Raw genomic sequence first — 23,399 nt, 5'->3', positions numbered from 1 at the left:
GGGGCGGGCGGCTCTTACGAAAAACGGCCCCCCGCCCACATAATCGGGGACGGGGAGCCGTTCAAATCCGGCCCTCAGCGGGCGCGGGCAAGCCGAAGGCTCAGCCCTTGTGCTCGTCGATATAGGTGATCGCGTCCTTGACGGTCGTGATCTTCTCGGCGGCATCGTCGGGGATCTCGACCCCGAATTCCTCCTCGAACGCCATGACGAGCTCGACGATGTCGAGGCTGTCGGCGCCCAGGTCGTCGATGAAGCTCGCGTCCTCGGTCACCTTGTCGGCTTCGACGCCGAGATGCTCGACGACGATCTTCTTCACGCGGTCGGCGGTCTCGCTCATGGTATAGTCCCTCTTCGCTTTGGGGGTGTTTCGTTTCTCCCGAACGCCCGTAGAACGCAGGCGTGCGGGTGGCAAGCGTCTGTTAAGGTCGATCGATCCGGATCGAGCCGCAACCCGGTCAGATCATGGCCATACCGCCGTTGACGTGCAAGGTCTGGCCGGTGACGTATCCGGCCTCGCGGCTGGCGAGATAGACCACCGCGGCGGCGATGTCCCCGCCATTGCCGAGGTCGCCCGCCGGGATCCGGCCGAGCAGCGCGGTCTTCTGCGCCTCGGGCAGCGCGTCGGTCATCGCCGAGCGGATGAAGCCGGGGGCGACGCAATTGACGGTGATGTTGCGGCTGGCGAGCTCCTGCGCGAGCGCCTTGGACATGCCGACCAGCCCCGCCTTCGACGCGGCATAATTCGCCTGGCCCGGATTGCCGGTCTGCCCGACCACCGAGGTGATCGAGACGACGCGGCCGAACCGCTGCTTCATCATCGGCTTGGCGGAGGCGCGGATCAGCCGGAAGGCGGCTTCGAGGTTGACGCGGATCACCTGATCCCATTCCTCGTCCTTCATCCGCATCGCCAGATTGTCGCGGGTGACGCCGGCATTGTTGACGAGGATGTCGATCCGCCCGCCCAGCGCGGCGACCGCCTGCGGCACCAGAGCATCGACCGCGGCGGCGTCCGACAGATCGCACGGCACCGCGACGTGATCGCCGCCCAGCCCGGCGCGAAACGCCTCCAGCTTGTCGGCATTCGACCCCGACACCGCCAGCCGCGCCCCCTGCCCCGCCAGCGCCTTGGCAATCGCCGAGCCGATTCCGCCCGACGCGCCCGTCACCAATGCGGTCATACCTGTGAGATCGAACATGTCCTATCCTTGTTGGTTCACGCGAAGACGCGAAGACGCGGAGGGGGTGTGGCCGTTGACGATACGTCGCAGCCCCTCCTTGAGCGTCGCACCTCCGAAATTGATAAGCAGCCCGAGGGGCTGCTTGGTAAGTCTTAGATAAGTGAGCAGTTGCTTCGCATGAGCGGCGTTCAACCGCTCGACTGACTTGATTTCAACGAGCAGGGCACTGGCGATGACCAGATCGATCCGGAAAGCGGCCTCGAACCATAGCTCCTCGAATTCGAACGACACCGGAACCTGCCGGCGGACGTCATAGCCGAGCTTGGTGAGCTTGGCCGCCAACACGGTTTCGTAGACGCTTTCCAGCAGGCCTGGCCCTAACTCACGGTGAAGTCGCAAAGAAACGTCGATGACGTCCGAAGCAGCCGCCTCGAGCTCCACCATCTTCGCGTCGTCGCGTCTTCGCGTGAACATTACACCCGTTTAAGGAAATCCTCGATGTCGTCCATGGTGACGACGCTGATCGCCTCGACGTCGGGCGCGATGCGTTTGACCATGGGGGCGAGGACCTTGCCGCCGAATTCGACGAACTGCGTCACGCCGCTTTCGGCCATCGCCAGCACCGATTCGCGCCAGCGGACCATCCCCGTCACCTGGCGGACCAGCGCGGCGCGGATCGCGTCGGGGTCGGCGATCGGCGCGGCGTCGACGTTGGCATAGACCGGCACCAGCGGCGCGGCGATGCGCGCGTCGGCGAGCGCCACCTGCATCGCCTCGGCGGCGGGCTGCATCAGCGGGCAGTGGAAGGGCGCGGAGACCGGCAGCAGCACCGCGCGCTTGGCGCCGTGCTCCTTGGCGAGGGCGACCGCACGCTCGATCGCGGCGCGGTGGCCGGAGATCACCACCTGCGACGGATCATTGTCGTTGGCGACGGTACAGACCAGATTGCCGCCGCCCTCCGCCGCGACCGCCGCCACCGCAGCCTCCGCAATCGCCTGCGCCCTGGCGAGATCGGCGCCGAGCAGCGCCGCCATCGCGCCCTCGCCGACCGGCACCGCCGCCTGCATCGCCTGACCGCGCAGCCGCAGCAGCCGCGCGGTGGTGGCGAGATCGATCGCCCCCGCCGCGCACAGCGCGCCATATTCGCCGAGGCTGTGGCCGGCGACGTAATCGGCCGTGTCGGCGAGGCGGAGGCCGCCCTCGCGCTCGGCGACGCGCAACGTCGCGATCGCATTGGCCATGATCGCCGGCTGCGCATTGGCGGTGAGCTGGAGCTCCTCCGCCGGGCCGTCGGTCATCAGCCGGAAGAGGTTCTGGCCGAGCGCCTCGTCGACCTCGCCGAACACCTCGCGCGCGACCGCGCTCGCCTCGGCCAGCGCCTTGCCCATGCCGACCGCCTGGCTGCCCTGGCCGGGGAAGATGAATGCCCGCATCGTGCCACTCCCTTGATTGCAGGAGCGCGCCACTAGGGCCGCTGCGGCCCCCACGCAACCTGAACGAACCCATTGGAGTTGCGACACCCTGCGACCGTTTTGGCGGATCGGTGGGAGAGGTTTGCGACAGGTCGCACCCATCTTCTGTCGTGACGCCGGCGACGGCGCCGGTTTTGACAATGGGAGTGTTGAACATGAAGAAGCTGTTGATGAGCGCCATCGCCGCCACGTTGGTCGCCAGCCCGATGGCGGTCGCCGCCGCCGATGCGGCGCCGGTCCAGCGCGAGCGCACCGTCACCACCGTCAAGGAGCGCCCCAACGGCCGCACCGTCGTGACGCAGCGCACCACCGTCCGCAACACCGGCCCGCAGGCATGGCGCGTCGGCCAGCGCTTCGATCGCCGCCATGCGACCAACTATCGCGTCGTCCGCGACTATCGCACCTATCGCCTCGCCGCGCCGGGCCGCGGGCAATATTGGGCGCGCTCGGGCAATGACGCGATCCTGGTCCGCAACAACGGCACGATCGTCCGGGTGATCCAGCGCTCGTTCCGCTGAACCGGGTGACGCGCTTGCTTTTTGAGGCAGGTCGCGTATGAGAATGCCAACCGGGGTGGGGAGCCAGTCTCTCCGCCCCGGTTTTTACGTGGACGAAGACAGCCGGAGGGGCGTCGCATGGGGCGGCGTCAGCGATCGGCCAACGAAGGACAAGGCATGGCTCTGTACGAGCACACGTTCCTTGCGCGCCAGGATCTGGCACAGGCGCAGGTGGACGCGCTGGCGGAAACCGCCACCAAGATCATCGAAGACAATGGCGGCAAGGTCGTCAAGACCGAGACCTGGGGCCTGCGCAGCCTCGCGTATCGCATCGCCAAGAACCGCAAGGCGCATTACGTCATGCTCGAGATCGACGCCCCCGGCCATGTCGTGGCCGAGCTGGAGCGCCAGACGCAGATCAACGAAGACGTCATCCGCTACATGACCGTCAAGGTCGACACGCTGGAAGACGGCCCGACCGTGATGATGCGCAAGCAGGAGCGTGACCGTGAGCGTCGCGGCGATCGCGAGGGCGGCCGTGATGGCGCGCCGCGCGGCGACCGTGGCGATCGTGCTCCCCGTCGTGACCGTGAAGAGGAGGCCGCATAATGGCGCGTCCGTTTTTCCGCCGCCGCAAGTCGTGCCCGTTCAGCGCCAAGGATGCGCCGCGGATCGACTATAAGGACGTCCGCCTGCTGCAGGGCTTCGTGTCCGAGCGTGGCAAGATCGTCCCGTCGCGCATCACCTCGGTGAGCGCCAAGAAGCAGCGCGAGCTCGCCCAGGCGATCAAGCGTGCCCGTCACCTGGGCCTGCTGCCCTACGTCGTTAAGTAAGGAGTCCGATCAATGGACGTCATTCTGCTTGAGCGCGTCGAGAAGCTCGGCGCCATCGGCGACGTGGTGAAGGTCAAGGACGGTTTCGCCCGTAACTTCCTGCTGCCGAACAAGAAGGCGCTGCGCGCCAACGAAGCCAACCGCAAGGTGTTCGAGGCGAACCGCGCCCGCATCGAGAGCGAGAACGCCAACCGTCGCGGCGAAGCCGAGAAGGAAGCGGTCTCGTTCAAGGACGCGTCGGTCACGCTGATCCGTCAGGCGTCGAACACCGGCCAGCTATACGGTTCGGTCGCGGTCCGCGATCTGGTCGAGGCGCTGGTCGCCGACGGCCACAAGGTGACCAAGGCGCAGGTCGTGCTCGACAAGCCGATCAAGTCGATCGGCCTGTACGACGTGCGCGTCGCGCTCCATCCGGAAGTCACCGTGGCGGTCAAGGTCAATGTCGCGCGCTCGCCCGAAGAGGCCGAGATGCAGGCATCGGGCGTCGACGTCATGTCGTCGATGTTCGAGCGTGACGAAGCCGGCTTCACCGAGGATTACGATCCCAACGCCGAGCCGGGCGCGACCGCCGAGTCGCCCGCCCGTGCCGACGAGGCGCCGGCGCAGGGCTGATCGCCCTTCGTCAGTCCCATCGAGAAGGCCGTCCGGAGCGATCCGGGCGGCCTTTTTCATGTCCGTGACGGGCGAAGCTGATCTCGATCACGATCGGATTAACGAGGCAGAAACATTGCGTCCATAATGGATGTGACCATGCCAGCGCAATTCAACATCGCCGTCGAACCCGCTCGTCACCTCCTGACGCTGACCTGCGCGGGCTTCTACCTGACCGAGGATGTCGCCGCGTTACGCGCCGCCTGTGAAGAGGCGTGCGGACAGCTCCCTGCCGCACCCCACGGTCATCTGATCCTGATCGACGCGTCGGGCATGCGCATCCAGACGCGCGAGGTGGTCGACGCCTTTACCGGGATCGTCCGCGATCCGCGGTTGCGCAGCCGGCGGCTCGCCTTCGTCGTCAACCATTCGCTCGCCCGTCAGCAGATCCTGCGCCTGCCCGAACCGGGTCGCGCCAACGTCGCCTTCTTCGACGATCGCCCCGCCGCCGAGGCCTGGCTGTTCGAAGATGCGGTCAGCGGCGCCCGAACAGTCGCTCGATATCGCCATGCGCCAGCTTCACCCATGTCGGCCGGCCATGATTGCACTGCCCCGAATGCGGCGTAGCCTCCATCTCGCGGAGCAGCGCGTTCATCTCGGCGACGCCGAGGATGCGGCCGGCGCGCACCGAACCGTGGCAGGCCATCGTCCCCGCCACCGCATCGAGCCGCTCGCGCAGCGACAGCGCCGAATCGAACGCGGCGAGCTCATCGGCCAGATCGGTGACCAGCCCGGTCGGGTCGGCCTGGCCGAGCAGCGCCGGCGTCGCACGGACCAGCATCGCGCTCGGCCCGAATCGCTCGAGGTCGAGGCCGAGTTCGGCGAGCTCGCCGATCCGCGCGGTCAGCCGGTCGCAGGCCGGCTCATCGAGTTCGACCACCTCGGGGATCAGCAACGCCTGCGCCGCGATGCGGCCGCCGGCGAGCGCGGCGCGCATCCGTTCGAGCACGAGGCGTTCGTGCGCGGCATGCTGATCGACCAGCACCAGCCCGTCTTCCGCCTCCGCGACGATATAGGTCTTGGCGACCTGCCCGCGCGCGACGCCGAGCGGATGCGACACCGTCTCGGGCGGGGGCGCCCAGGCGGGCTCGGCGCGGGCGGCGGGCGGCGCGGTGAAGAAGGTCGGCCGATAGTCGCGGACGCCCTGCCCCAGCCCCGCCAGCGCCGGGGCCGGATTGGCGGCGAAGGCCGCCTCATCCGGTCGGACGGCGTCGGCCGGGCCGGCGGGCTGGCCGGTATGCCACATCTGCAACGCCGTCTCGGCCGGCCGCTGCACGCTGCGATGCCCGGCGGCATCGAGCGCGCGGCGCAGGCCGGAGACGATCAGGCCGCGCACCAGCGCCGGGTCGCGGAAGCGGACCTCGGTCTTGGCGGGGTGGACGTTGACGTCGACTTCGCTCGCCGGCACGTCGAGGAACAGCGCGACCACCGCATGGCGGTCACGCGGCAGCATCTCGGCATAGGCGCCGCGGATCGCCCCCATCAGCAACCGGTCGCGCACCGGGCGGCCGTTGACGAACAGATATTGATGGTCGGCGACGCCGCGATTGTAGGTCGGGATGCTCGCCACCCCGCCGAGCACCAGCGCCCCCGCCTCGGTCGGCCGTTCGAGATCGACCGGCACCGCATTGTCGGCGAGCGCGCGATCGGTCAGCGCGGCGACGCGCGCCGGCCGTTCCTCGGCGAGCGTCACGGCCAGCGCGCGGCGGCCGTCATGTTCGAGCGTGAAGGCGATGTCGCACCGCGCCATCGCCAGCCGCCGCACCGCATCGAGGCAGGCGGCATATTCCGCGCGCGGCGAGCGCAGGAACTTGCGCCGCGCCGGCACCCGGGCGAACAGCCCCTCGACGATCACCCGCGTCCCCGGCGGCAGCGCGGCCGGCCCTTCGCGGACGAGCACGCCATTGTCGACGGTGCGCGCCCAGCCCTCCGCGCCGGCGATTCGACTCTCGATCGTCAGCCGCGCGACGCTGGCGATCGACGGCAGCGCCTCGCCGCGGAAGCCGAGCGTCGCCACCCGATCGATCGCGCCATCGTCGCCGAGCAGGCTGTCGGGAAGTTTCGACGTCGCATGCCGTTCGAGCGCCAGCGCCATGTCGGACGGCGTCATGCCGCAGCCGTCGTCGGCGACGTCGATGCGCGAAAGTCCGCCCTCGGAAAGACTTATCGCGATCCGTGTGGCGCCGGCGTCGATCGCGTTCTCGACCAGTTCCTTCAACGCGCTGGCGGGCCTTTCCACCACTTCACCGGCAGCAATTCGATTGACGAGATGTTCGGGCAGACGGCGTATTGACACCGCGCATCCTCTATACCAAGCGACGGCCTCCCGCGAGCCCTTCTGCTGAACGTGATGAACACTGTGACCACACGGTCGGCGGCGGGTCTCATGAAACCCTGTGTCTCGAACACGCGTCCCGCATACGGAACCTAGCGCCCGATGGCCTTACCCCGCTTCTTCAAATTCATGTCGCATGACATGGCGATCGACCTCGGCACCGCCAACACGTTGGTCTATGTCCGGGGTCGCGGCATCGTGCTCAACGAGCCGTCCGTCGTCGCGGTGGAGACGATCAACGGCGTGCGCCGGGTCAAGGCGGTCGGCGACGACGCCAAGCTGATGATGGGCAAGACGCCGGGGTCGATCGAGGCGATCCGTCCGTTGCGCGACGGCGTCATCGCCGACATCGACGTCGCGGAAGAGATGATCAAGCATTTCATCCGCAAGGTGCACGGCCCGCGCAAGTTCGCGCGCTGGCCGGAGATCGTGATCTGCGTGCCGTCGGGTTCGACCAAGGTCGAACGCCGCGCGATCCGCGACGCCGCCTCCAACGCCGGCGCCAGCCAGGTCTATCTGATCGAGGAGCCGATGGCGGCGGCGATCGGCGCCGACATGCCCGTCACCGAGCCGATCGGCAGTATGGTCGTCGACATCGGCGGCGGCACCACCGAAGTCGCGGTGCTGTCACTGCGCGGCCTCGCCTATACCACCAGCGTCCGCGTCGGCGGCGACAAGATGGACGAGGCGATCGTCAGCTACGTCCGCCGCAACCACAATCTGCTGATCGGTGAATCGACCGCCGAGCGGATCAAGCAGGAGGTCGGCATCGCCCGCCCCCCCGCCGACGGCATCGGCAAGATCATCTTCGTCAAGGGCCGCGACCTCGTCAACGGCGTGCCCAAGGAGATCCAGATCAACCAGGGCCAGATCGCCGAGGCACTGAGCGAGCCGGTCGCGACGATCGTCGAGGGCGTGCGCGTCGCGCTGGAGAATACCGCGCCCGAACTCGCCGCCGACATCGTCGACCAGGGCATCGTGCTGACCGGCGGCGGCGCGCTGCTCGAAGGGCTCGACGAGGTGCTGCGCGACGAGACCGGCCTGCCGGTCACCGTCGCCGAGGATCCGCTGACCTGCGTCGCGCTCGGCACCGGGCGCGCGCTGGAGGATCCGATGTTCCGCGGCGTGCTCCAGACCGGCTGATACAGACTTAGTTTCCACACGAGACGGGGGGATTTCGGCGCATGGCGCCTGCCCGCGACCGTCGCACGGGTTTCTCGCGGCGACGGCAGTATTCGGCGTTCTTCGGCTACGTGCTCGCGGTGGCGGGCGCGGTGGTCGGCGCCGCTTTGCTCGCCGCCTCGATCTTCAATCCGCCGGCGTTCAGCACCGCGCGGATGGCCGTGGCGAGCGTCACCGCCCCCGTCGCCAGCCTGCTCGACAGCGGGACGGATGCGATCGCCTCCGTGCCGCAGGCGATCGGCACCTGGATCAACGTCCATGGCGAGAATGCGGCATTGCGCGCCGAACTGAAGCGCCACGACGCCTTGCTCAGCAAGGCGCGGGTCATCGCCTATGACAATCGCCGGCTGCGCGGCCTGCTGCGGGTGCGCGACCGCACGCCGGAGCCGGTGCTCACCGCCCGGCTGGTCGCCTCGACCGCGTCGAGCGGCCGCCGCTTCGCCCTGCTCAACGCCGGCCGCGTCCAGGGCGTGACGCCGGGCATGCCGGTGCTGGGACCGGAGGGGCTGGTCGGCCGGGTGCTCGAATCCGGGCCGATCGCGGCGCGGGTGCTGCTGATCACCGATCCCGAAAGCCTCGTGCCGGTGCGGCGGACGCGCGACGGCCTGCCCGCGATCGCGGCGGGGCGCGGCGACGGCCGGGTCGACATCCGCTCGGTCGGCGCGGCCAACGTGCGCTTCGCGCCCGGCGACATGTTCGTCAGCTCGGGGATCGGCGGTCTCTACGCACCCGGCGTGCCCGTAGCGCGGGTCGAGCGCGCGGGGTCGGACAGCGTCGTCGCCACCCCCTATGCGCCGCCCGACGCGGTCGATTTCGTCATCGTCGAACGGCCGTTCATGCCGATGCCGCCGCCGCTGCCGCCCCGTGCCGGGCCGGCGGTCAGTCCCGCTGCGCCAGCGCGCTAAGCGAACAGCGAAGCGTCGCCATGTCCCGCAACACGATCGACTATCGGCCGTTCGAACTGCCGCTGCCGCCCGGCCGGGCGCGCGCGCTGCCATGGATCAGCGTCATCGCCGCCTCGGCCGTCACCTCGATCCTGCCCGTCGTCGCCAGCCTCGCGCTGATGCCGCCGCTCGGGCTGCTGCTGCTGCTCACCTGGCGGCTGCTCGCCCGGTTCGCGCTGCGGCCATGGGCGGCGGCGCCGCTCGGGCTGTTCGACGATCTGGTCAGCGGCCAGCCGCTCGGCTCGTCGGTGCTGCTCTGGTCCTTGTGCTTTATCGCCATCGACCTGATCGAACAGCGTCTGGTGTTCCGCGATTTCTGGCAGGACTGGCTGATCGCCACCGGCGCCATCGCCTTTTGCCTGACCGTCGGCCGCTGGATCGCACTGCCTCTCGGCGCGCACGTCGATCCCGTGCTATTGGCGCAGATCGTGATTACGGTAATGCTTTTCCCCCTCGCCGTCCGCGCCGTCGCCTGGATCGACCGCCGCCGCGGAGATGCGGCATGATGCGCCGCTCGCCCAAGATGGTCACCGAGGCGATGCAGACGTACAGCTTCTCGCGTCGCGCCTGGTTGCTCGGCACCGCGCAGGCCGGCGTCGGGCTGCTGCTCGCCGGGCGGATGGGCTGGCTGGCGATCGCGCAGAACGAGAAGTACAATCTTCTCGCCGAGAGCAATCGCGTCAATCTGACGATGATCCCGCCGCGCCGCGGCTGGATCGTCGATCGCCACGGCGCGCCGATCGCCAACAACCGCACGGATTTCCGCATCGACATCATCCCCGACCGGCTCGAGGGCGGCGACGCCGGACGCGACCGCGTGCTGGCGCTGCTCGCCCGGCTGCTCGACCTCACCCCCGACGACGTCGAGCGGATCCGGATCGACCTCGACGGCGCCGCCGGTTTCCAGCCGGTGCAGGTCGCCGAGAACATCAGCTGGGACCGGTTCGCCGCGATCAGCCTGCGCCAGCCCGAATTGCCCGGCGTCGCGCCGACGCGCGGCTTCGCGCGCGCCTATCCGGCGGGTGCCGCGGTCGCCCACCTCACCGGCTATGTCGGCGCGGCCAATGCCGAACAGTTCAAGAAGACGCACGACCCGCTGCTCGTCACGCCGGGCTTCAAGCTCGGCAAGGACGGGCTGGAAAAGCAGCTCGAACCGCTGCTGCGCGGCGTCGCCGGGGCCAAGCGCGTCGAGGTGACCGCGCGCGGCAAGGTCGTCGCCGAGCTGCCGACCCGTGCCGACGTGCCGGGCAAGACGCAGCGGCTGACGATCGATGCCGGTCTGCAGGAATATGCGGCGCGCCGGCTCGGCACCAATTCGGGGTCGGCGGTGGTGCTCGACTGCCGGACGGGCGAGATGCTCGCGATGGTGTCGATGCCCGCCTACGACCCCAACAGCTTTTCGGACGGGATCAGCCATCTCGAATGGAAGATGCTGTCCGACGACGACCACGTGCCGCTGATGAACAAGGTGACGCAGGGCCTCTATCCGCCGGGATCGACGGTCAAGCCGATGAACGGCCTGGCGCTGCTTGCCGCCGGGGTGGGCGCGCACGACCGGATCGTCTGCTCGGGTGCGCTGCGCGTCGGCACCGGCATCTTCCACTGCCACAAGAAGGGCGGCCACGGTCCGCTCGACCTCAAGGGCGCGATCGAGCAGAGCTGCGATATCTATTTCTACGAGATGATCCGCCGCCAGGGCTATGACAAGATCGCGCCGGTGGCGCGGATGGTCGGGCTCGGCCAGAAGTTCGACCTGCCGCTGGCGACGCAGCGCTACGGCACCGTTCCCGATTCGGAATGGAAGCTGCGCAAGTACAAACATCCCTGGACCGTCGCCGATGGCCTCAACGCCTCGATCGGCCAGGGCTATGTGCTCGCCAATCCGTTGCAGCTCGCCGTGATGGCGGCGCGGATCGCGTCCGGGCGGGCGTTGCAGCCGAGCCTGCTCGCCAGTCACGTCCATCTCGACGCCCCGGCGCTGCCGGTCCCGTCCGAACATCTCGCGATCGTCCGTGACGCGATGTACGGTGTGATCAACCAGGGCGGCACCGGCGCGGCGGCGCGGCTGCTCGTCCCCGGGGTGGCGATCGCCGGCAAGACCGGCACCGCGCAGGTGCGCCGCATCACCATGGCGGAACGGCGCAGCACCGGCGTCATCAAGAACGGCCAATTGCCGTTCAAGATGCGCGACCACGCTTTGTTCGTCGGCTTCGCCCCGCACGACAATCCGCAATATGCGATCGCGGTGGTGCTCGAACACAATGGTCACACCGTCCGCAATCTCGATACGCCGATGATCGCGCGTGACATCATGACCTATCAGTTCGACCGCGACCGCGCGATGAAGGCGCTCGCCGATGTCGAGCCGACCTGGGGCGGCGACATCGGCACGCGGATGGCGGCGCAGGCCGCCGCCTATCGCGCCGCGCAATCGCCGCCGCCCGCCGCCAATGCGACCAAGACCGACGCGACCGTGCCGAGCGATTCGGACGCGGTCGAGGCGGCGACCGACCTCGCCAACCAGACCCAGGCGGCGATGGCACCAGTCGCCGTGACCGGCGACGCCGAACCCGCCGACGCCAGCGATCCGAGCGGACGGACTCAGCCATGACCCGCAGCCGCATCGTCCCCGACCCGATCGCCCGCCAGCCGTGGCGGATCATCGCATTGGTCGTCGCGATCGGTGCCTTCGGCCAGATCGTCCTCTATTCCGCCGCCGGCGGCTCGCTCCAGCCCTGGGCGCTGTCGCAGGGCATCCGCTTCTTCGTGCTGCTCGGTGCGGCGCTCGCCATCTCCTACGTTCCCGAGCGGGTGTGGAAGAGCGCGGCGCTGCCCGCCTATGTGGTGATCGTCATCGCGCTGGTGCTGGTCGAGCTGGTCGGTGCGGTCCGCGGCGGCAGCCAGCGCTGGCTCGATGTCGGCATCAAGCTGCAACCGTCCGAATTCATGAAGCCGGTAATCGTGCTCGCCTGCGCGCGCTTCTACGACATGCTGCCGCCCAACGAGACGCGGCGGTTCGGCGCGATCTGGCCGGCGGCGCTGCTGATCGGCATACCCGCGGCGCTGATCGCCAAACAGCCCGATCTCGGCACCGCGCTGATGGTCTGCGGCGGCGGCGTCGTCGTGATGTTCCTTGCCGGCGTGCCGATGCGGCTGTTCATCGGCGGCGCGCTCGCGCTCGCCGTCGCCGCGCCGATCGCCTTCAACTACGTGCTGCACGACTATCAGCGCAACCGCGTGCTGATCTTCCTCGATCCCGAAAGCGATCCGCTGCGCACCGGCTATCATATCAGCCAGTCGAAGATCGCGATCGGCTCCGGCGGCCTGTGGGGCAAGGGCTTCCTCAACGGGACGCAGAGCCACCTCGACTATCTGCCCGAGGGCCATACCGACTTCGTCTTCGCGACGATGGCGGAGGAATGGGGGCTGGTCGGCGGCTGCCTGCTGATCCTCGCCTTCATCCTGGTGGTGCGCTGGGGCGTCAACGTTGGCCAGCAGGCGACGACGCGCTTCGCCCGGCTGACCGCGGCGGGGCTGGCGACGACGATCTTCTTCTACGTCGCGATCAATCTGGCGATGGTCATGGGCCTAGCGCCGGTGGTCGGCATCCCCCTCCCCCTCGTCAGCTTCGGCAGTTCGGCGCAGATGACGGTGCTGCTGTGCCTAGGCATCCTGATGTCGATCGACCGCACCAATCGCCGCGTGTCGCGCCGCTGAGAGAAAAATCGCTGCGGCTGCGAAAAAGGGTTTGCATCCTGCGGCACGACTGCTAATTGGCCGCCTCCCGACGGGGCCGGCGCCTCTCCAAAGCGCCAAAACAGGCCAGGTCATGTGGACGCATAGCTCAGTTGGTAGAGCAGCTGACTCTTAATCAGCGGGTCCTTGGTTCGAGCCCAAGTGCGTCCACCACCCCCCCTTCCAGATTAGCGACTATCCCTCCCCCGAGAGGCGATGTTGTGTGCGATCGTGCAATCGGTCGCCGGTGGATTTGTCGCGCATAAGCCCGCCCCTCGCGCCCGCCTGGCGCGATCTGAAGCCATCCTCCGTCGTGTTCACGCGCGCGTGCCGCTGGAGGATCGAGCGCACGAATGCTCTCAGCCCCTGCGCCCCTACGTGGATCAGGCCGATCGGGACGCTTTGCGACATTTTTACCAGTGCACCAAGAAATTCGCTGGTGATTGCATGTCTGACATATGCATCAGCGTCTTCCGGGAGTAGGCGGCCGACCGGGACGATCACGGCGCGCAGAGCCGGACGCCCTTGGTCGGCTGCACGCGTAACAGTGCAGCCGGTTCGGCTGGAGAGAGACTGATGATTGGTTCGATTGTCCCCAACCGCCTCCCCCGGATGGGCGGCTTTCATGCGACCGTGTCGCTGCTGGCGATGACGCTGGCGAGCGCCACCGCGCAGGCGCAGACCGCGCCCGAGGCGAGCCCGCCGGCGCAGGCCGCGCAGGCCGTGCAGGCGCAGGAGACCAGCGGCGCCACCGCGCCGAGCGGCGATCAGGGACAGGCGGTCGACACCGCGCCCGGCACGCCGTCCGCAGCCGACGACATCGTCGTCACCGGCGTCCGCGCCAGCCTCCAGTCGGCGCAGAACATCAAGCGCAACGCCACGCAGATCGTCGATTCGATCGTCGCCGAGGATATCGGCAAGCTGCCGGACCGGAACATCGCCGAGGCGTTGCAGCGCATCTCCGGCATCCAGATCCAGCGCGCCTTCGGCGAGGGCAGCACGGTCGCGATCCGCGGCCTCACCCAGGTCCGTACCGAGCTCAACGGCCGCGACATCTTCACCGCCAGCGGCTCGAGCAACTCGCTCAGCCTGGAGGATGTGCCCTCCGAATTGCTCGCCGGTATCGACGTCTACAAGAACCCGTCGGCGGATCTGATCGAGGACCAGCTCAGCGGCACGATCAATTTCCGGACCCGCAAGCCGTTCGACTTCGATGGCGCCAAGGCGTCGGCCTCGGTGACCAACACCTATTATGATCTGGCACGTCGCAGCCAGCCGGCGGCATCGCTGCTGCTCAGCGATCGCTGGCAGACCGGCATCGGCGAGATCGGCATCCTCGCCAGCGCCTCCTATCAGAAGACCGCCTTCCGTCAGGACACGATCTCGACCGAGCCCTTCTACACGCTCGACCCGACCAATGCGGGCGACGCCGCGACGCTGGCGACGCTCGGCCGGACCGGGCAGACCACGACGCTGCCGCACGGCACCGGCATCGGTGAGGTGCCGGGCGACCGCCGCCGCTTCGGCGTCGACGTGTCGCTGCAATGGCGGCCGACCGACACGCTCGAATTCACCGGCGAATATTTCCGCAACGACTACAAGCTCCGCAGCTACGGCTACAGCTACTTCGCCTACACCAGCGGCGTCGCTATCACGCCGCTCGCTGGCGCGCCCTTCACCTATGCGCCGAACGGCGATTTCCAGAGCGGCACCTTCGTCGACGTGCCGATTGGCAACAACACGTCGATCGGCGCGCGCCACTCCGTCACCACCGACTATTCGCTCAACGGCAAGTGGAAGCCGACCGACCGGCTGACGATCACCGGCGATTTCCAATATGTCGATTCGAAGACCAACAACCTCAACTCGATCGTCGGGCTGAGCGGCACCGCGACGACGCTGACGCAGGATATCAGTGGCGCCATTCCGTCGTTCCAGATCACCTCGGCCGCCGGCCTCGCCAATCCGGCGACCTACAATTACGGCTTCTACCTCGACGACCTCAACAATTCGAAGGGCACCGACACGGTCGGGCGGCTCGACGGCGAATATCGCTTCGACGGCGGCTTCCTCCGCTCGGTCAAGGCGGGCATCCGCTATGCCGATCGCGCCAACCGGACCAACGACACCGGCTATCGCTATACCGGCCTGACCGGCGCGGCGGGCAATCTGCGCTACGTCGACCTCGGCGACTTCTTCCGCGGCAGTGCCAATCTGTTTGGGGATATCCAGGCCTTCGCCTTGCCGACCGTGCTCGACTATGACGCGACGCGCGCCACGCTCGGCGTGACGACGACGCCGCCCTATCTGCCGAGCGGCACCAACAGCGAGACGCAGAAGACCTATACCGGCTATATCGCCGCCTTCTTCAAGGCGGATACGCTGCCGGTGCCGATCGACGGCAATGTCGGCGTGCGCGTCGTCCGCACCAAGGTGGCGGTCGCCGGCAATTACCAGCAGATCGACCTGATCACCGCGCCCGACGGCACCCAGTCGACCGCGGCGCCGACCTTCACGCCGGTCAGCCAGTCGAACGATTACACGTCGGTGCTGCCGAGCCTCAATCTGCGTGCGCATCTCACCGAGCGGTTGCAGCTGCGGCTCGCCGCCTCGAAGAACATCTCGCGCCCCGACTTCAACCAGCTCAACCCGACGCTGACCATCACCGAGCCGGGTACCGCGCAGATCGATCAGCAGCACACCACCTCGACCGGCAATCCCTATCTGAAGCCGATGAAGTCGAGCAATCTCGATGCCTCGATCGAATGGTATTTCGCGCGCACCGGCTCGCTGTCGGTCGCCGGCTTCTACAAGAACATCTCCAACTACATCCAGACGGTGATTACGCCGCGTACGGTGACGTTCACCGATGGCGTGACCGCGGTCTATGACGTCACCACCTACGACAATGCCAGCAAGGCGAAGGTCAAGGGCGCGGAAATCGCCTATCAGCAGTTCTTCGACTTCCTGCCGGGGGCGCTGAGCGGCCTCGGCATCCAGGCCAATGCGACCTATGTCGATTCCCAGGCGCCGAGCCCGGCCAGTCAGGGCCCGGTGACGCAGCTGTCGCTGGAGGGCCTGTCAAAGTATAACTACAATCTGATCGGCATCTACGAACACGGCCTGATCTCGGCCCGTGCCGCGTATAACTGGCGCAGCAAATATCTGGTGACGACCTCGGCCAATGGCACCGGCAACCTGCCGATCTTCCAGCGGCCGTCGGGGCAGCTCGATGCCTCGATCACCGTCAACGTCACGCCGCATATGTCGCTGACGCTCAACGGCACCAACCTGACCAACACGGTGCGGCGGACCTATTACGGCATCACCACCCGTCCGCGGGATGCGATCATGAGCGACCGGCAGATCGCCGGGGTGGCGCGGATCACCTTCTGATGCGACCGGATGCGCCGGGTCTCCCCCGGCGCATCCCCATCGTCAGGCGAGGCGGGCGCGTTCCACCCGCGTCATCGCCACCGCGGCGATCAGCAGCGCCGCCGCCGCGAAGGCCAGCGTCCAGATCGGGGCGTGCGGGAAGAGATGCTTGGTGATCGACCCCATCACCGTCGCCACCAGCAATTGCGGCACGACGACGAAGACGTTGAACAGCCCCATATAGATGCCGAGCTTGCGCTGCGGCAGGCTGGAGGCGAGGATCGCATAGGGCATGGCGAGGATCGACGCCCAGGCGATGCCGATGCCGATCTCGCTCGCCAGCAGCCAGTGCGGATCGCGCACCACGAAGAAGCTCGCAAAGCCCGCCGCGCCGCATAGCAGCCCGACGATATGCGTGCGCGCCTGCCCGATCCGGCGCGCGAGCAAGGGCAGCAGCGTCAGCGCCGCCACCGCGGCGATGCCGTTATAGGTCGCGAACAGCACGTCGACCCAATTGGCCGCCGCCTGGTAGAGCGGGCTGCGGGCATCGGGCGCATCGTAAAAGGCGCCCGCGACGATCGGCGTGGTGTTGATCCACATGATGAACAGCGCCGACCAGCTGAAGAATTGCGCCACCGCAAGCCGCTTCATCAGCACCGGCATGCCGCCGAAATCGCCGACGATATGGCCGAGCATGTCGGCCGCCTGCCCGCCCCGCGCGCGCCGGATCGCGACGATGCTGGCGACGCCGTAGGCGACGAGCAGCGCGCCGAGCAGGTAAAGCTCCTTCTCCAGCCCGAGCAGCGCGACCCCGGCGATCACCAGCGCTCCCGCCGCGATCCAGGCGAGGCTGCCGCCGAGCGGCCGGCGGGCGAGCGCCTGCGTCACCCGCGCCTGATCCTCGGCATCGGCGGCGGCGTCGCCGTCGAAGCGCGCCATCTCCGCCGGACTGTACTCGCGCGTCGTCAACACCGTCCACAGCACCGCGAGGAACAGGGCCGCGCCGCCGAACCAGAAGGCGTAGCGCACCGTGTCGGGGATGCCGCCCCCGCTCACCATGTTGGACACGCCCGCCTGTTCGAGCAGCCACGGGAAGATCGAGCCGAACACCGCGCCCGCGCCGATGAAGGCGGTCTGCACCGCATAGCCGGCGGCATGCTGATCCTTGTCGAGCATGTCGCCGACGAAAGCACGGAACGGCTCCATCGAGACGTTGAGCGACGCGTCGAGCAGCCACAGCAGCAGCGCCGCCATCAGCAGCCCGGGGCTCTCCGGCATCAGCAGCAGCGCGATCGCGGCCAGCACTGCGCCGGCAAGGAAATAGGGTCGCCGCCGCCCCAGTCGACCGAGCCATGTCCGGTCGCTGAGATGGCCGATCACCGGCTGCACCAGCAGACCGGTGAGCGGCGCCGCCACCCAGAGCGCGGGCAGATCGTCGAGACTGGTCCCGAGCGACTGGAAGATCCGGCTCATATTGGCGTTCTGCAACGCGAAGCCGACCTGGATGCCGAAGAATCCGAACGAGATGTTCCAGAGGCCGGCCCAGCTCTGCCGCGGGCGGCGCAGGCTCACCGCCGCCGCGCCTTGCCGCTCGCGACGAAGCGGATCGCCTGTCCGCCGCCGGGCGCGAGCGCGAGGCTCAGCCGGTCGCCCTTCTTCACCGTGCGCTTCTCGATCGCGATCGCATGCCGCGCGTCGGTGCGGTAATCCGCGCCGGCACCGTCACGGTAGATCTCCGCCGTATAGCTGCGCCCCGCGTCGAGGAAGTCGAGCGGTACGTCGAGCGTGCGGGCCGTGTCGTTGGTGATGCTGCCGAGATACCAATCGTCGCTCGCGCGGTCCTTGCGCGCGACGGTGACATAATCGCCGACCTCGCCGTTGAGCACGCGCGTGTCGGACCAGTCGGTCGGCACGTCGCGGATGAACTGGAAGGCATCCATGTGCTTGGCGTAATTTTCGGGCGTATCCGCCGCCATCACGACGGGCGAATAGATCACCACGTAGAGCGCAAGTTGCTTCGCCTCGGTCGACAGCAGCGGGCTGCCGCCCGACCCTTCGAGGCTGAGCACGCCGGGGGTGAAGTCCATCGGGCCGCCGAGCCATTGCGTGAAGAACATATTGGCTTCGTGGTTGGGCGGGTTCTTGCCCGGCCAGGCGTTATATTCCATGCCGCGGCCGCCTTCGCGCGCCAGCCAGTTGGGATAGGTGCGGCGCAGGCCGGTGTCCTTGATCGGCTCGTGGCTGTCGATGCCGACCTTATACTTGGCGGCGGTCTGGACGACGCGCAGATAGTGATTCGCCATCCACTGGCCCTCGTGCCATTCGCGCGTCTTGGTGCCGTCGGCGTCGACGCGCTCGATCTGGCCGGCGTCGGTAACATAGCCGGTCTTGATCACCGGGATGCCGTGATCGCGTGCGTAGCTGAACGCCCGGTCGAGCTGCGAATCGTAATGGCTCGCCGATCCGCCGGTTTCGTTATGACCGATCAGATAGACGCCCTTCGCCTTGGCGTAGCGGGCGAGCTCGGCGGCGTCGAAATCGGGGGTCGGCTGGTCGAACTGCATGGCATTGCCATTGCCGAACCAGTCGCCGTCCCAGCCGACGTTCCAGCCCTCGACGAGCACGCCCGGAATCTTGTTGGCGGCGGCGAAGTCGATGTAGGTCTTGACGTTGGCGGTGGTCGCGCCGTGCTTCGGCCCGGTCGCCCAGGTCCAGTCGCCCTTGATCATGTTCCACCAGACGCCGACGAACTTGCCCGGCTTGATCCAGCTGACGTCGCCCAGCTTGTTGGGCTCGTTGAGGTTCAGTTCGACGTGGCTCATGTAGAGGCCGGGCGCGTCGTCCGACAGGATCACCGTCCGCCACGGCGAATCGAACGGCGCGGTGCGCACCACCTTGGGCGCGCCGGCGCCGGGGGTGAGCGACGCCTTGAACGTGTTGCCCTCGCTGCGTGCGAGGTTCATCGCGGCATAATCGACCAGCGCCGCCTCGTGCACCGCGGCGTGCGTGCCGTCGGCGAGCTTGACCGTCATCACCGTCTGCGCGGTGCCGACCGCATCGAGCGGCGTCTTGTTGTAGAGATATTCCTCGCGGTTCCACTGATAGGCCGGCTTCCACCAAGCGGTGCCGCCTTGCGCGAAGGCGAATTCGGTCAGCTCGTCGGCGATGTTCGCCTGATGCAGATGCGGCTGGTCGGGAAAGCGGTAACGGAAGCCGATGCCGTCGTCGAAGACGCGGAAGATCACGTCCATCTCGCGCTGCAGGCCGGTCTTTTCCCGGAAGCGCAGCGTCAGTTCGTTGTGCCGGTCGCGGATCGTCTTCCACTCGCCGAACGGCTGCGTCCAGTTGCTGTCGCCGCTCGCCTTGCTCTGGCCGATCAGCGTGAGATTGCGCTCGATCTTCGGGGCATCAGTGAACATCACGCCGAGCTTGCTGGCGGCGAGCACCGGCTTGCCCTTGCGCGTCACGGCATAGGTCGCGCGCCCGTCGTTATCGAGCGCGATCGCGACGACCAGAGATCCGTCCGGCGAGGTCGCGGTGGCGGCCGGCGCGGCCGCGGCGGTGGGGATCTGCGCGACGGCATTGCCGTCGGTCTGCGCGCGCGCCGCCGGACTGACCAGCACCAGCGCCAGCGCGCTGCCGATCGAATAGAAGTTCATGCCGTCTCTCCCGTTTTGGTGGCGATCACTGCGCCATATCCGTCAAAATGCCACCCCTGCGTCGCGCTCTCCATCACCGGCCGCCACGCATCGGGCTGCTCGGGCGCCCAGCGCTGCGGCTCGGGCGAGAGGTTGAACACGCACAGCATCGTCTCGTCGGCGGCGCGGCGCTCGATCGCGAGCATCGCCGGCTCGGCGGCGACGACGCGGATGTCGCCGGTGAGCAGCGCCGGATGCGCCTTGCGCAGGGTCAGCACGTCGCGCGTCCAGTGGAGCAGCGCATGCGGATCGCGCTCCTGCCGATCGACCGCGAGCGCGGCGTGATCGGGCCCGACCGGCAGCCACGGCGTCGCCTGCGAAAAGCCAAGGTTCACCGCATCGCTGCGCCAGGCCATCGGCGTGCGTGCGCCGTCGCGCGACAGCGTCTGCGGCCAGTTGGCGATCGCCTCGGGATCGCGCAGCGCCTCGAACGGCACCTCGACCTGCGTGAGCCCCAATTCCTCGCCATAATAGAGGAAGATATTGCCACGCAGCGCGGCGAGCAGCAGCATCTTCATCCGCGCGAACGCCGCCGCGGATTCGGGCGCGACCCAGCGCGAGATGGCGCGCGGCGCGTCGTGATTCTCGAAAGCCCAGCTCGGCCAGCCGACGCCGTCCTGCTCGGGCCATTTGCCGATCGCCGCGGCGACGGTCGCCGGCGTGATCGTCGGCGCATAGAGGAAGTCGAAGCCATAGGCGCTGTGCAGTCGCCGCCCCGCCGCGGTGAACAGCTTCATCTCGCGATCGCTGTCGGCGCCGCCGACCTCCGCGACGGTGAAGCGCGCGTCATAGCTGTCGAACAGGGCGCGGACGCGTTCGAGGAAGGCGGGGATCGCCTCATGGCTCTGGTTGTAGCGGTGCAGCTGATAGTCGAAGGGCCGGGTGCGCGGGATGCCGTCGTCGAGCGGCGCCGGCGGATTGTCGCGCAGGGCGGGATCGAACATGAAGAAGTTGATCGCGTCGATGCGGAAGCCGTCGACCCCGCGCTCCAGCCAGAAGCGCGCTATGTCGAGGAACGCCTGCTGCACCTCGGGATGATGGCCGTTGACCTGCGGCTGCTCCTTGAGGAAATTGTGCATGTAATATTGGCCGCGGCGCGCGTCCCACGTCCATGCCGGGCCGCCGAACACCGATTGCCAGTTGTTGGGCGGCGACCCCTCCGGCTGCGGATCGCGCCAGACGTACCAGTCCGCCTTGGGATTGTCGCGGCTCGCCCGGCTTTCGACGAACCAGGGATGCTGGTCGCTGGTATGCGCCCAGACCTGATCGACGATCACCTTGAGGCCGAGCTGATGCGCGCGCGCGACCAGCGCGTCGAAGTCGGCGAGCGTGCCGAAGATCGGATCGACGTCGCAATAGTCGGAGACGTCGTAGCCGAAGTCGGCCATCGGCGAGCGGAAGAAGGGCGACAGCCAGATCGCCTCGACCCCGAGGCTGGCGACATGGTCGAGATGCGCGGTGATGCCGGGCAGGTCGCCGATGCCGTCGCCGTTCGAATCGGCAAAGCTGCGGGGGTAGATCTGGTAGATCGTCGCGCCGTGCCACCACGGGCGTTCGGCAGCGGTTTCGGTCGGGATCATTGCGGGGCCTTCAGGGCGCAGACGGCATAGCCGAGGGGAGAAAGCGTGACGGTCAGGCTGCCCGGCGCGGCGACCGCGCCGCAGCCACTGCCGGCGAGCGTCGTCGCGGCGCGCGCGGTGGTGCCGACCTCGACCTGCCGGGTAAGCGGCCTGGTGTCGGTGTTGAAGGCGAGCAGCACCTCCGCGCCGCTGACCGGATCGAAGCGCGAGATGGCGAGCAGCCCCGGCGTCTCGCCACGCGCGCGCAGCTGCTGCCGGCCGCGGGTCAGCGCCGGCGTCGCCAGCCGCAGTCGGGCGAGCGCCGCGGTCTGGCGGAACAGCGGATTGTCGGTGGCGAAATGCGCGGTCGCGGTGGTCGTGCTGCTGCCGAGCAGGCGGTTGTCGTTGTAGACGGCGACCCGGCTCGCGAACATGTCCTCGCGCGCATCCTGATCGTTGCCGTCGCTGACGAACCCCTGTTCGTCGCCCGAATAGATCGTCGGCACGCCGCGCAGTGTCAGCAGCATCGCATTGGACAGCATCACCCGCGCCAGCACCTCGGCATCGTCCGCCTGCGGAAAGGCCTTGCGGACGAAGGTGGCGAAGCGGCCGTCGTCGTGATTGCCGGTGAAGGTCGGCAATTGCACCGCGGTGTCGAAGCCCTTGGCGTAGAGCGCGTCGCCGTCGAACAGCTTTTCGAACGTATCGGTGCCGGCGCGCCCGGCGACCGTGTCGATCACCGCCTGCCGGAAGGAGAAATCGAGCACCGCAGGCAGCTTGTCGACGATGGTATGCTGCGCCAGCACCGCCGGCCGCACCTCGTGATCGGATACCTCGCCGAAGATGTGGAAGTTGGGGATGCCCTTCGCCCTGGCACGCGCCTGCATCGCCGGGACGAACTGCGCCCAGAATTCGGGATTGACGTGGCGTGCGGTGTCGATGCGGAACCCGTCGATGCCGTAGCGATCGATCCAGTCGCCGAAGATGTCGATCATCCCGGCGACGACACGCGGGTTCTCCGTCATCAGATCGTCGAGCCCGACGAAATCGCCCATCGTCGCGCTTTCGTTGAGATAGGTCGTGTCGCCGCGATTGTGATAATAGCGCACGTCGTTGAGCCAGGCCGGCACCTTGACGCCGCGCTCGGCGGCGGGGACGAAGGGCGTATAGGCATAGTCGCTGCGCGTCAGCTTGGCGAAATTCGCCTCGGTGTGCACCGTATCGCCGGCGAAGCCGGGATTGATCGGCGCGCCGTCCACACCCAACCGGCGCTGATAGGGATAGTCCGCACGGCTGCGATACGGACAGTCGCGCTGACCGACGCATTCGCGATACTGGATGACGTCGGCGGTGTGGTTGACTATGATGTCCATATAGACCTTCATCCCACGCGCATGCGCCGCGGTGACGAGCGCGGCGAAATCGGCGTTGCTGCCGAAATGCGGATCGACCTGCGTGAAGTCGGTGATCCAATAGCCGTGATAGCCCGCCGATTGCTGGCCCGGACTGCCCTGGACAGGCTTGTTCTTGAAGATCGGCCCGACCCACAGAGCGGTCGCGCCCAAGGCCTGGATGTAATCGAGCCGGCGCGTCAGCCCCTTGAGATCGCCGCCGTGGTAGAAGCCCTTGGCGGTGGGATCGAAGCCGGTGACGAGCGGACCGCCCTTCAACCCGCCGCGGTCGTTCGCCGGGTCGCCATTGTCGAACCGGTCGGGGAGGAGGAAGTAGATCACCTCGTCCTGCGGCAGGCGGGCGCGATAGTCGGCGGCGGACGCAGCGGGCGCGGCCTGTGCCGCCACCGCCGGCGCACCGATCAGCAGCGCGAGCGCCGTCGCGGTGCGTGTGGCGAACTTCAGCATACATCCCCCCGGCCAATGCCGTGCCGCCGATCCATTGCCGGCCGCATCCGCCGCCGTTGTGCGGATGCTACGGCAGCAAGC

The 23,399-nt window shown here is 67.9% G+C and carries 20 protein-coding genes and 1 tRNA gene; 12 read left to right on the top strand and 9 right to left on the bottom strand.

What is annotated here, in order from left to right; genetic code table 11:
* Positions 1–100: 100 nt before the first annotated feature.
* From V8201_RS07525 to fabD, 4 genes are all read right to left on the bottom strand, one after another.
* Positions 101–337 (bottom strand): acyl carrier protein, encoded by a 237-nt coding sequence (locus V8201_RS07525; RefSeq protein WP_019515010.1) that lies wholly within the window; start codon positions 335–337, stop codon positions 101–103.
* Positions 338–455: 118 nt separating this feature from the next.
* Positions 456–1,196: a 3-oxoacyl-[acyl-carrier-protein] reductase gene (gene fabG, locus V8201_RS07520; protein WP_336544882.1), complete on the bottom strand. Its 741-nt coding sequence runs from the start codon at positions 1,194–1,196 to the stop codon at positions 456–458.
* A 3-nt stretch (positions 1,197–1,199) separates the two neighbouring features.
* On the bottom strand, positions 1,200–1,622 hold the full coding sequence (locus V8201_RS07515; protein ID WP_336544881.1) for a GxxExxY protein: 423 nt from the start codon (positions 1,620–1,622) through the stop codon (positions 1,200–1,202).
* A 29-nt stretch (positions 1,623–1,651) separates the two neighbouring features.
* Positions 1,652–2,611: an ACP S-malonyltransferase gene (gene fabD / locus V8201_RS07510; RefSeq protein ID WP_336544880.1), complete on the bottom strand. Its 960-nt coding sequence runs from the start codon at positions 2,609–2,611 to the stop codon at positions 1,652–1,654.
* A 194-nt stretch (positions 2,612–2,805) separates the two neighbouring features.
* On the opposite strand from fabD, the gene V8201_RS07505 reads away from it, so the two are divergent.
* From V8201_RS07505 to V8201_RS07485, 5 genes are all read left to right on the top strand, one after another.
* Positions 2,806–3,168, top strand: coding sequence for an RcnB family protein (locus V8201_RS07505; protein ID WP_037531066.1), 363 nt, complete (start codon positions 2,806–2,808; stop codon positions 3,166–3,168).
* Positions 3,169–3,324: 156 nt separating this feature from the next.
* Positions 3,325–3,756, top strand: coding sequence for a 30S ribosomal protein S6 (rpsF, locus tag V8201_RS07500; protein WP_037531064.1), 432 nt, complete (start codon positions 3,325–3,327; stop codon positions 3,754–3,756).
* The gene (rpsR, locus tag V8201_RS07495) at positions 3,756–3,980 is read left to right on the top strand and encodes a 30S ribosomal protein S18 (protein WP_007403456.1); all 225 of its coding nucleotides are present in this window, start codon (positions 3,756–3,758) and stop codon (positions 3,978–3,980) included. Before rpsF ends, rpsR begins: the two co-directional genes overlap by 1 nt.
* Before the next feature lie 12 nt (positions 3,981–3,992).
* The gene (rplI, locus tag V8201_RS07490; protein ID WP_336544879.1) at positions 3,993–4,592 is read left to right on the top strand and encodes a 50S ribosomal protein L9; all 600 of its coding nucleotides are present in this window, start codon (positions 3,993–3,995) and stop codon (positions 4,590–4,592) included.
* 138 nt (positions 4,593–4,730) lie between these two features.
* Positions 4,731–5,198, top strand: a complete 468-nt coding sequence (locus V8201_RS07485) for an STAS/SEC14 domain-containing protein (RefSeq protein ID WP_152542068.1) — start codon at positions 4,731–4,733, stop codon at positions 5,196–5,198.
* Here the strand turns inward: V8201_RS07485 and mutL are convergent.
* Positions 5,107–6,927 (bottom strand): DNA mismatch repair endonuclease MutL, encoded by a 1,821-nt coding sequence (mutL, locus tag V8201_RS07480; RefSeq protein WP_336544878.1) that lies wholly within the window; start codon positions 6,925–6,927, stop codon positions 5,107–5,109. The two genes, V8201_RS07485 and mutL, sit on opposite strands and share 92 nt — an antisense overlap.
* 141 nt (positions 6,928–7,068) lie before the next feature.
* Between mutL and V8201_RS07475 the strand changes: the two genes are divergently transcribed.
* The 7 genes from V8201_RS07475 to V8201_RS07445 all read left to right on the top strand — a co-directional run bounded on the left by V8201_RS07475 (position 7,069) and on the right by V8201_RS07445 (position 16,223).
* Positions 7,069–8,109, top strand: coding sequence for a rod shape-determining protein (locus V8201_RS07475; protein WP_037531054.1), 1,041 nt, complete (start codon positions 7,069–7,071; stop codon positions 8,107–8,109).
* Between the two features lie 41 nt (positions 8,110–8,150).
* Positions 8,151–9,053 carry a rod shape-determining protein MreC gene (locus V8201_RS07470; RefSeq protein WP_037531052.1) on the top strand — a complete coding sequence of 301 codons (903 nt, stop codon included), beginning with the start codon at positions 8,151–8,153 and terminating at the stop codon, positions 9,051–9,053.
* Between the two features lie 20 nt (positions 9,054–9,073).
* Entirely contained in the window at positions 9,074–9,598 is a 525-nt protein-coding gene (gene mreD, locus V8201_RS07465) for a rod shape-determining protein MreD (protein ID WP_336544877.1), read from the top strand.
* Positions 9,598–11,703 carry a penicillin-binding protein 2 gene (gene mrdA / locus V8201_RS07460; RefSeq protein WP_037531144.1) on the top strand — a complete coding sequence of 702 codons (2,106 nt, stop codon included), beginning with the start codon at positions 9,598–9,600 and terminating at the stop codon, positions 11,701–11,703. The genes mreD and mrdA overlap by 1 nt, the downstream gene beginning before the upstream one ends.
* On the top strand, positions 11,700–12,809 hold the full coding sequence (rodA, locus tag V8201_RS07455) for a rod shape-determining protein RodA (RefSeq protein ID WP_037531046.1): 1,110 nt from the start codon (positions 11,700–11,702) through the stop codon (positions 12,807–12,809). Before mrdA ends, rodA begins: the two co-directional genes overlap by 4 nt.
* Before the next feature lie 116 nt (positions 12,810–12,925).
* A tRNA-Lys gene (locus tag V8201_RS07450) sits at positions 12,926–13,001 on the top strand.
* 402 nt (positions 13,002–13,403) lie between these two features.
* A complete protein-coding gene (locus V8201_RS07445) occupies positions 13,404–16,223 on the top strand; it encodes a TonB-dependent receptor (RefSeq protein WP_271300616.1) in 2,820 nt (939 codons plus the stop codon).
* A 42-nt stretch (positions 16,224–16,265) separates the two neighbouring features.
* Here V8201_RS07445 and V8201_RS07440 read toward each other — a convergent pair whose 3' ends face one another.
* The 4 genes from V8201_RS07440 to V8201_RS07425 are packed head-to-tail and all read right to left on the bottom strand — an operon-like array spanning position 16,266 to position 23,318.
* Positions 16,266–17,768 carry an MFS transporter gene (locus V8201_RS07440; RefSeq protein ID WP_336544923.1) on the bottom strand — a complete coding sequence of 501 codons (1,503 nt, stop codon included), beginning with the start codon at positions 17,766–17,768 and terminating at the stop codon, positions 16,266–16,268.
* Positions 17,769–17,770: 2 nt separating this feature from the next.
* Positions 17,771–19,861, bottom strand: a complete 2,091-nt coding sequence (locus V8201_RS07435) for a glycoside hydrolase family 97 protein (RefSeq protein WP_336544876.1) — start codon at positions 19,859–19,861, stop codon at positions 17,771–17,773.
* Complete coding sequence (locus tag V8201_RS07430) at positions 19,858–21,480, bottom strand: alpha-glucosidase (protein ID WP_037531042.1); 1,623 nt, start codon at positions 21,478–21,480, stop codon at positions 19,858–19,860. Before V8201_RS07430 ends, V8201_RS07435 begins: the two co-directional genes overlap by 4 nt.
* Positions 21,477–23,318: an alpha-amylase family glycosyl hydrolase gene (locus V8201_RS07425; RefSeq protein WP_336544875.1), complete on the bottom strand. Its 1,842-nt coding sequence runs from the start codon at positions 23,316–23,318 to the stop codon at positions 21,477–21,479. The genes V8201_RS07430 and V8201_RS07425 overlap by 4 nt, the downstream gene beginning before the upstream one ends.
* Positions 23,319–23,399 lie beyond the last annotated feature (81 nt).

Source organism: Sphingomonas kyungheensis (assembly GCF_037120395.1).
Classification (GTDB): Bacteria; Pseudomonadota; Alphaproteobacteria; order Sphingomonadales; family Sphingomonadaceae; genus Sphingomonas; species Sphingomonas kyungheensis.
The sequence above is the reverse complement of the archived record's forward strand: the minus strand, read 5'-3'. Positions and strand labels throughout refer to the sequence as shown.

Coding starts and splice junctions, on each gene's coding strand:
- V8201_RS07525 (WP_019515010.1), bottom strand. CDS start 337: ATGAGCGAGACCGCCGACCGCGTGAAGAAGATCGTCGTCGAGCATCTC.
- fabG (WP_336544882.1), bottom strand. CDS start 1,196: ATGTTCGATCTCACAGGTATGACCGCATTGGTGACGGGCGCGTCGGGC.
- V8201_RS07515 (WP_336544881.1), bottom strand. CDS start 1,622: ATGGTGGAGCTCGAGGCGGCTGCTTCGGACGTCATCGACGTTTCTTTG.
- fabD (WP_336544880.1), bottom strand. CDS start 2,611: ATGCGGGCATTCATCTTCCCCGGCCAGGGCAGCCAGGCGGTCGGCATG.
- V8201_RS07505 (WP_037531066.1), top strand. CDS start 2,806: ATGAAGAAGCTGTTGATGAGCGCCATCGCCGCCACGTTGGTCGCCAGC.
- rpsF (WP_037531064.1), top strand. CDS start 3,325: ATGGCTCTGTACGAGCACACGTTCCTTGCGCGCCAGGATCTGGCACAG.
- rpsR (WP_007403456.1), top strand. CDS start 3,756: ATGGCGCGTCCGTTTTTCCGCCGCCGCAAGTCGTGCCCGTTCAGCGCC.
- rplI (WP_336544879.1), top strand. CDS start 3,993: ATGGACGTCATTCTGCTTGAGCGCGTCGAGAAGCTCGGCGCCATCGGC.
- V8201_RS07485 (WP_152542068.1), top strand. CDS start 4,731: ATGCCAGCGCAATTCAACATCGCCGTCGAACCCGCTCGTCACCTCCTG.
- V8201_RS07475 (WP_037531054.1), top strand. CDS start 7,069: ATGGCCTTACCCCGCTTCTTCAAATTCATGTCGCATGACATGGCGATC.
- V8201_RS07470 (WP_037531052.1), top strand. CDS start 8,151: ATGGCGCCTGCCCGCGACCGTCGCACGGGTTTCTCGCGGCGACGGCAG.
- mreD (WP_336544877.1), top strand. CDS start 9,074: ATGTCCCGCAACACGATCGACTATCGGCCGTTCGAACTGCCGCTGCCG.
- mrdA (WP_037531144.1), top strand. CDS start 9,598: ATGCGCCGCTCGCCCAAGATGGTCACCGAGGCGATGCAGACGTACAGC.
- rodA (WP_037531046.1), top strand. CDS start 11,700: ATGACCCGCAGCCGCATCGTCCCCGACCCGATCGCCCGCCAGCCGTGG.
- V8201_RS07445 (WP_271300616.1), top strand. CDS start 13,404: ATGATTGGTTCGATTGTCCCCAACCGCCTCCCCCGGATGGGCGGCTTT.
- V8201_RS07435 (WP_336544876.1), bottom strand. CDS start 19,861: ATGAACTTCTATTCGATCGGCAGCGCGCTGGCGCTGGTGCTGGTCAGT.
- V8201_RS07430 (WP_037531042.1), bottom strand. CDS start 21,480: ATGATCCCGACCGAAACCGCTGCCGAACGCCCGTGGTGGCACGGCGCG.
- V8201_RS07425 (WP_336544875.1), bottom strand. CDS start 23,318: ATGCTGAAGTTCGCCACACGCACCGCGACGGCGCTCGCGCTGCTGATC.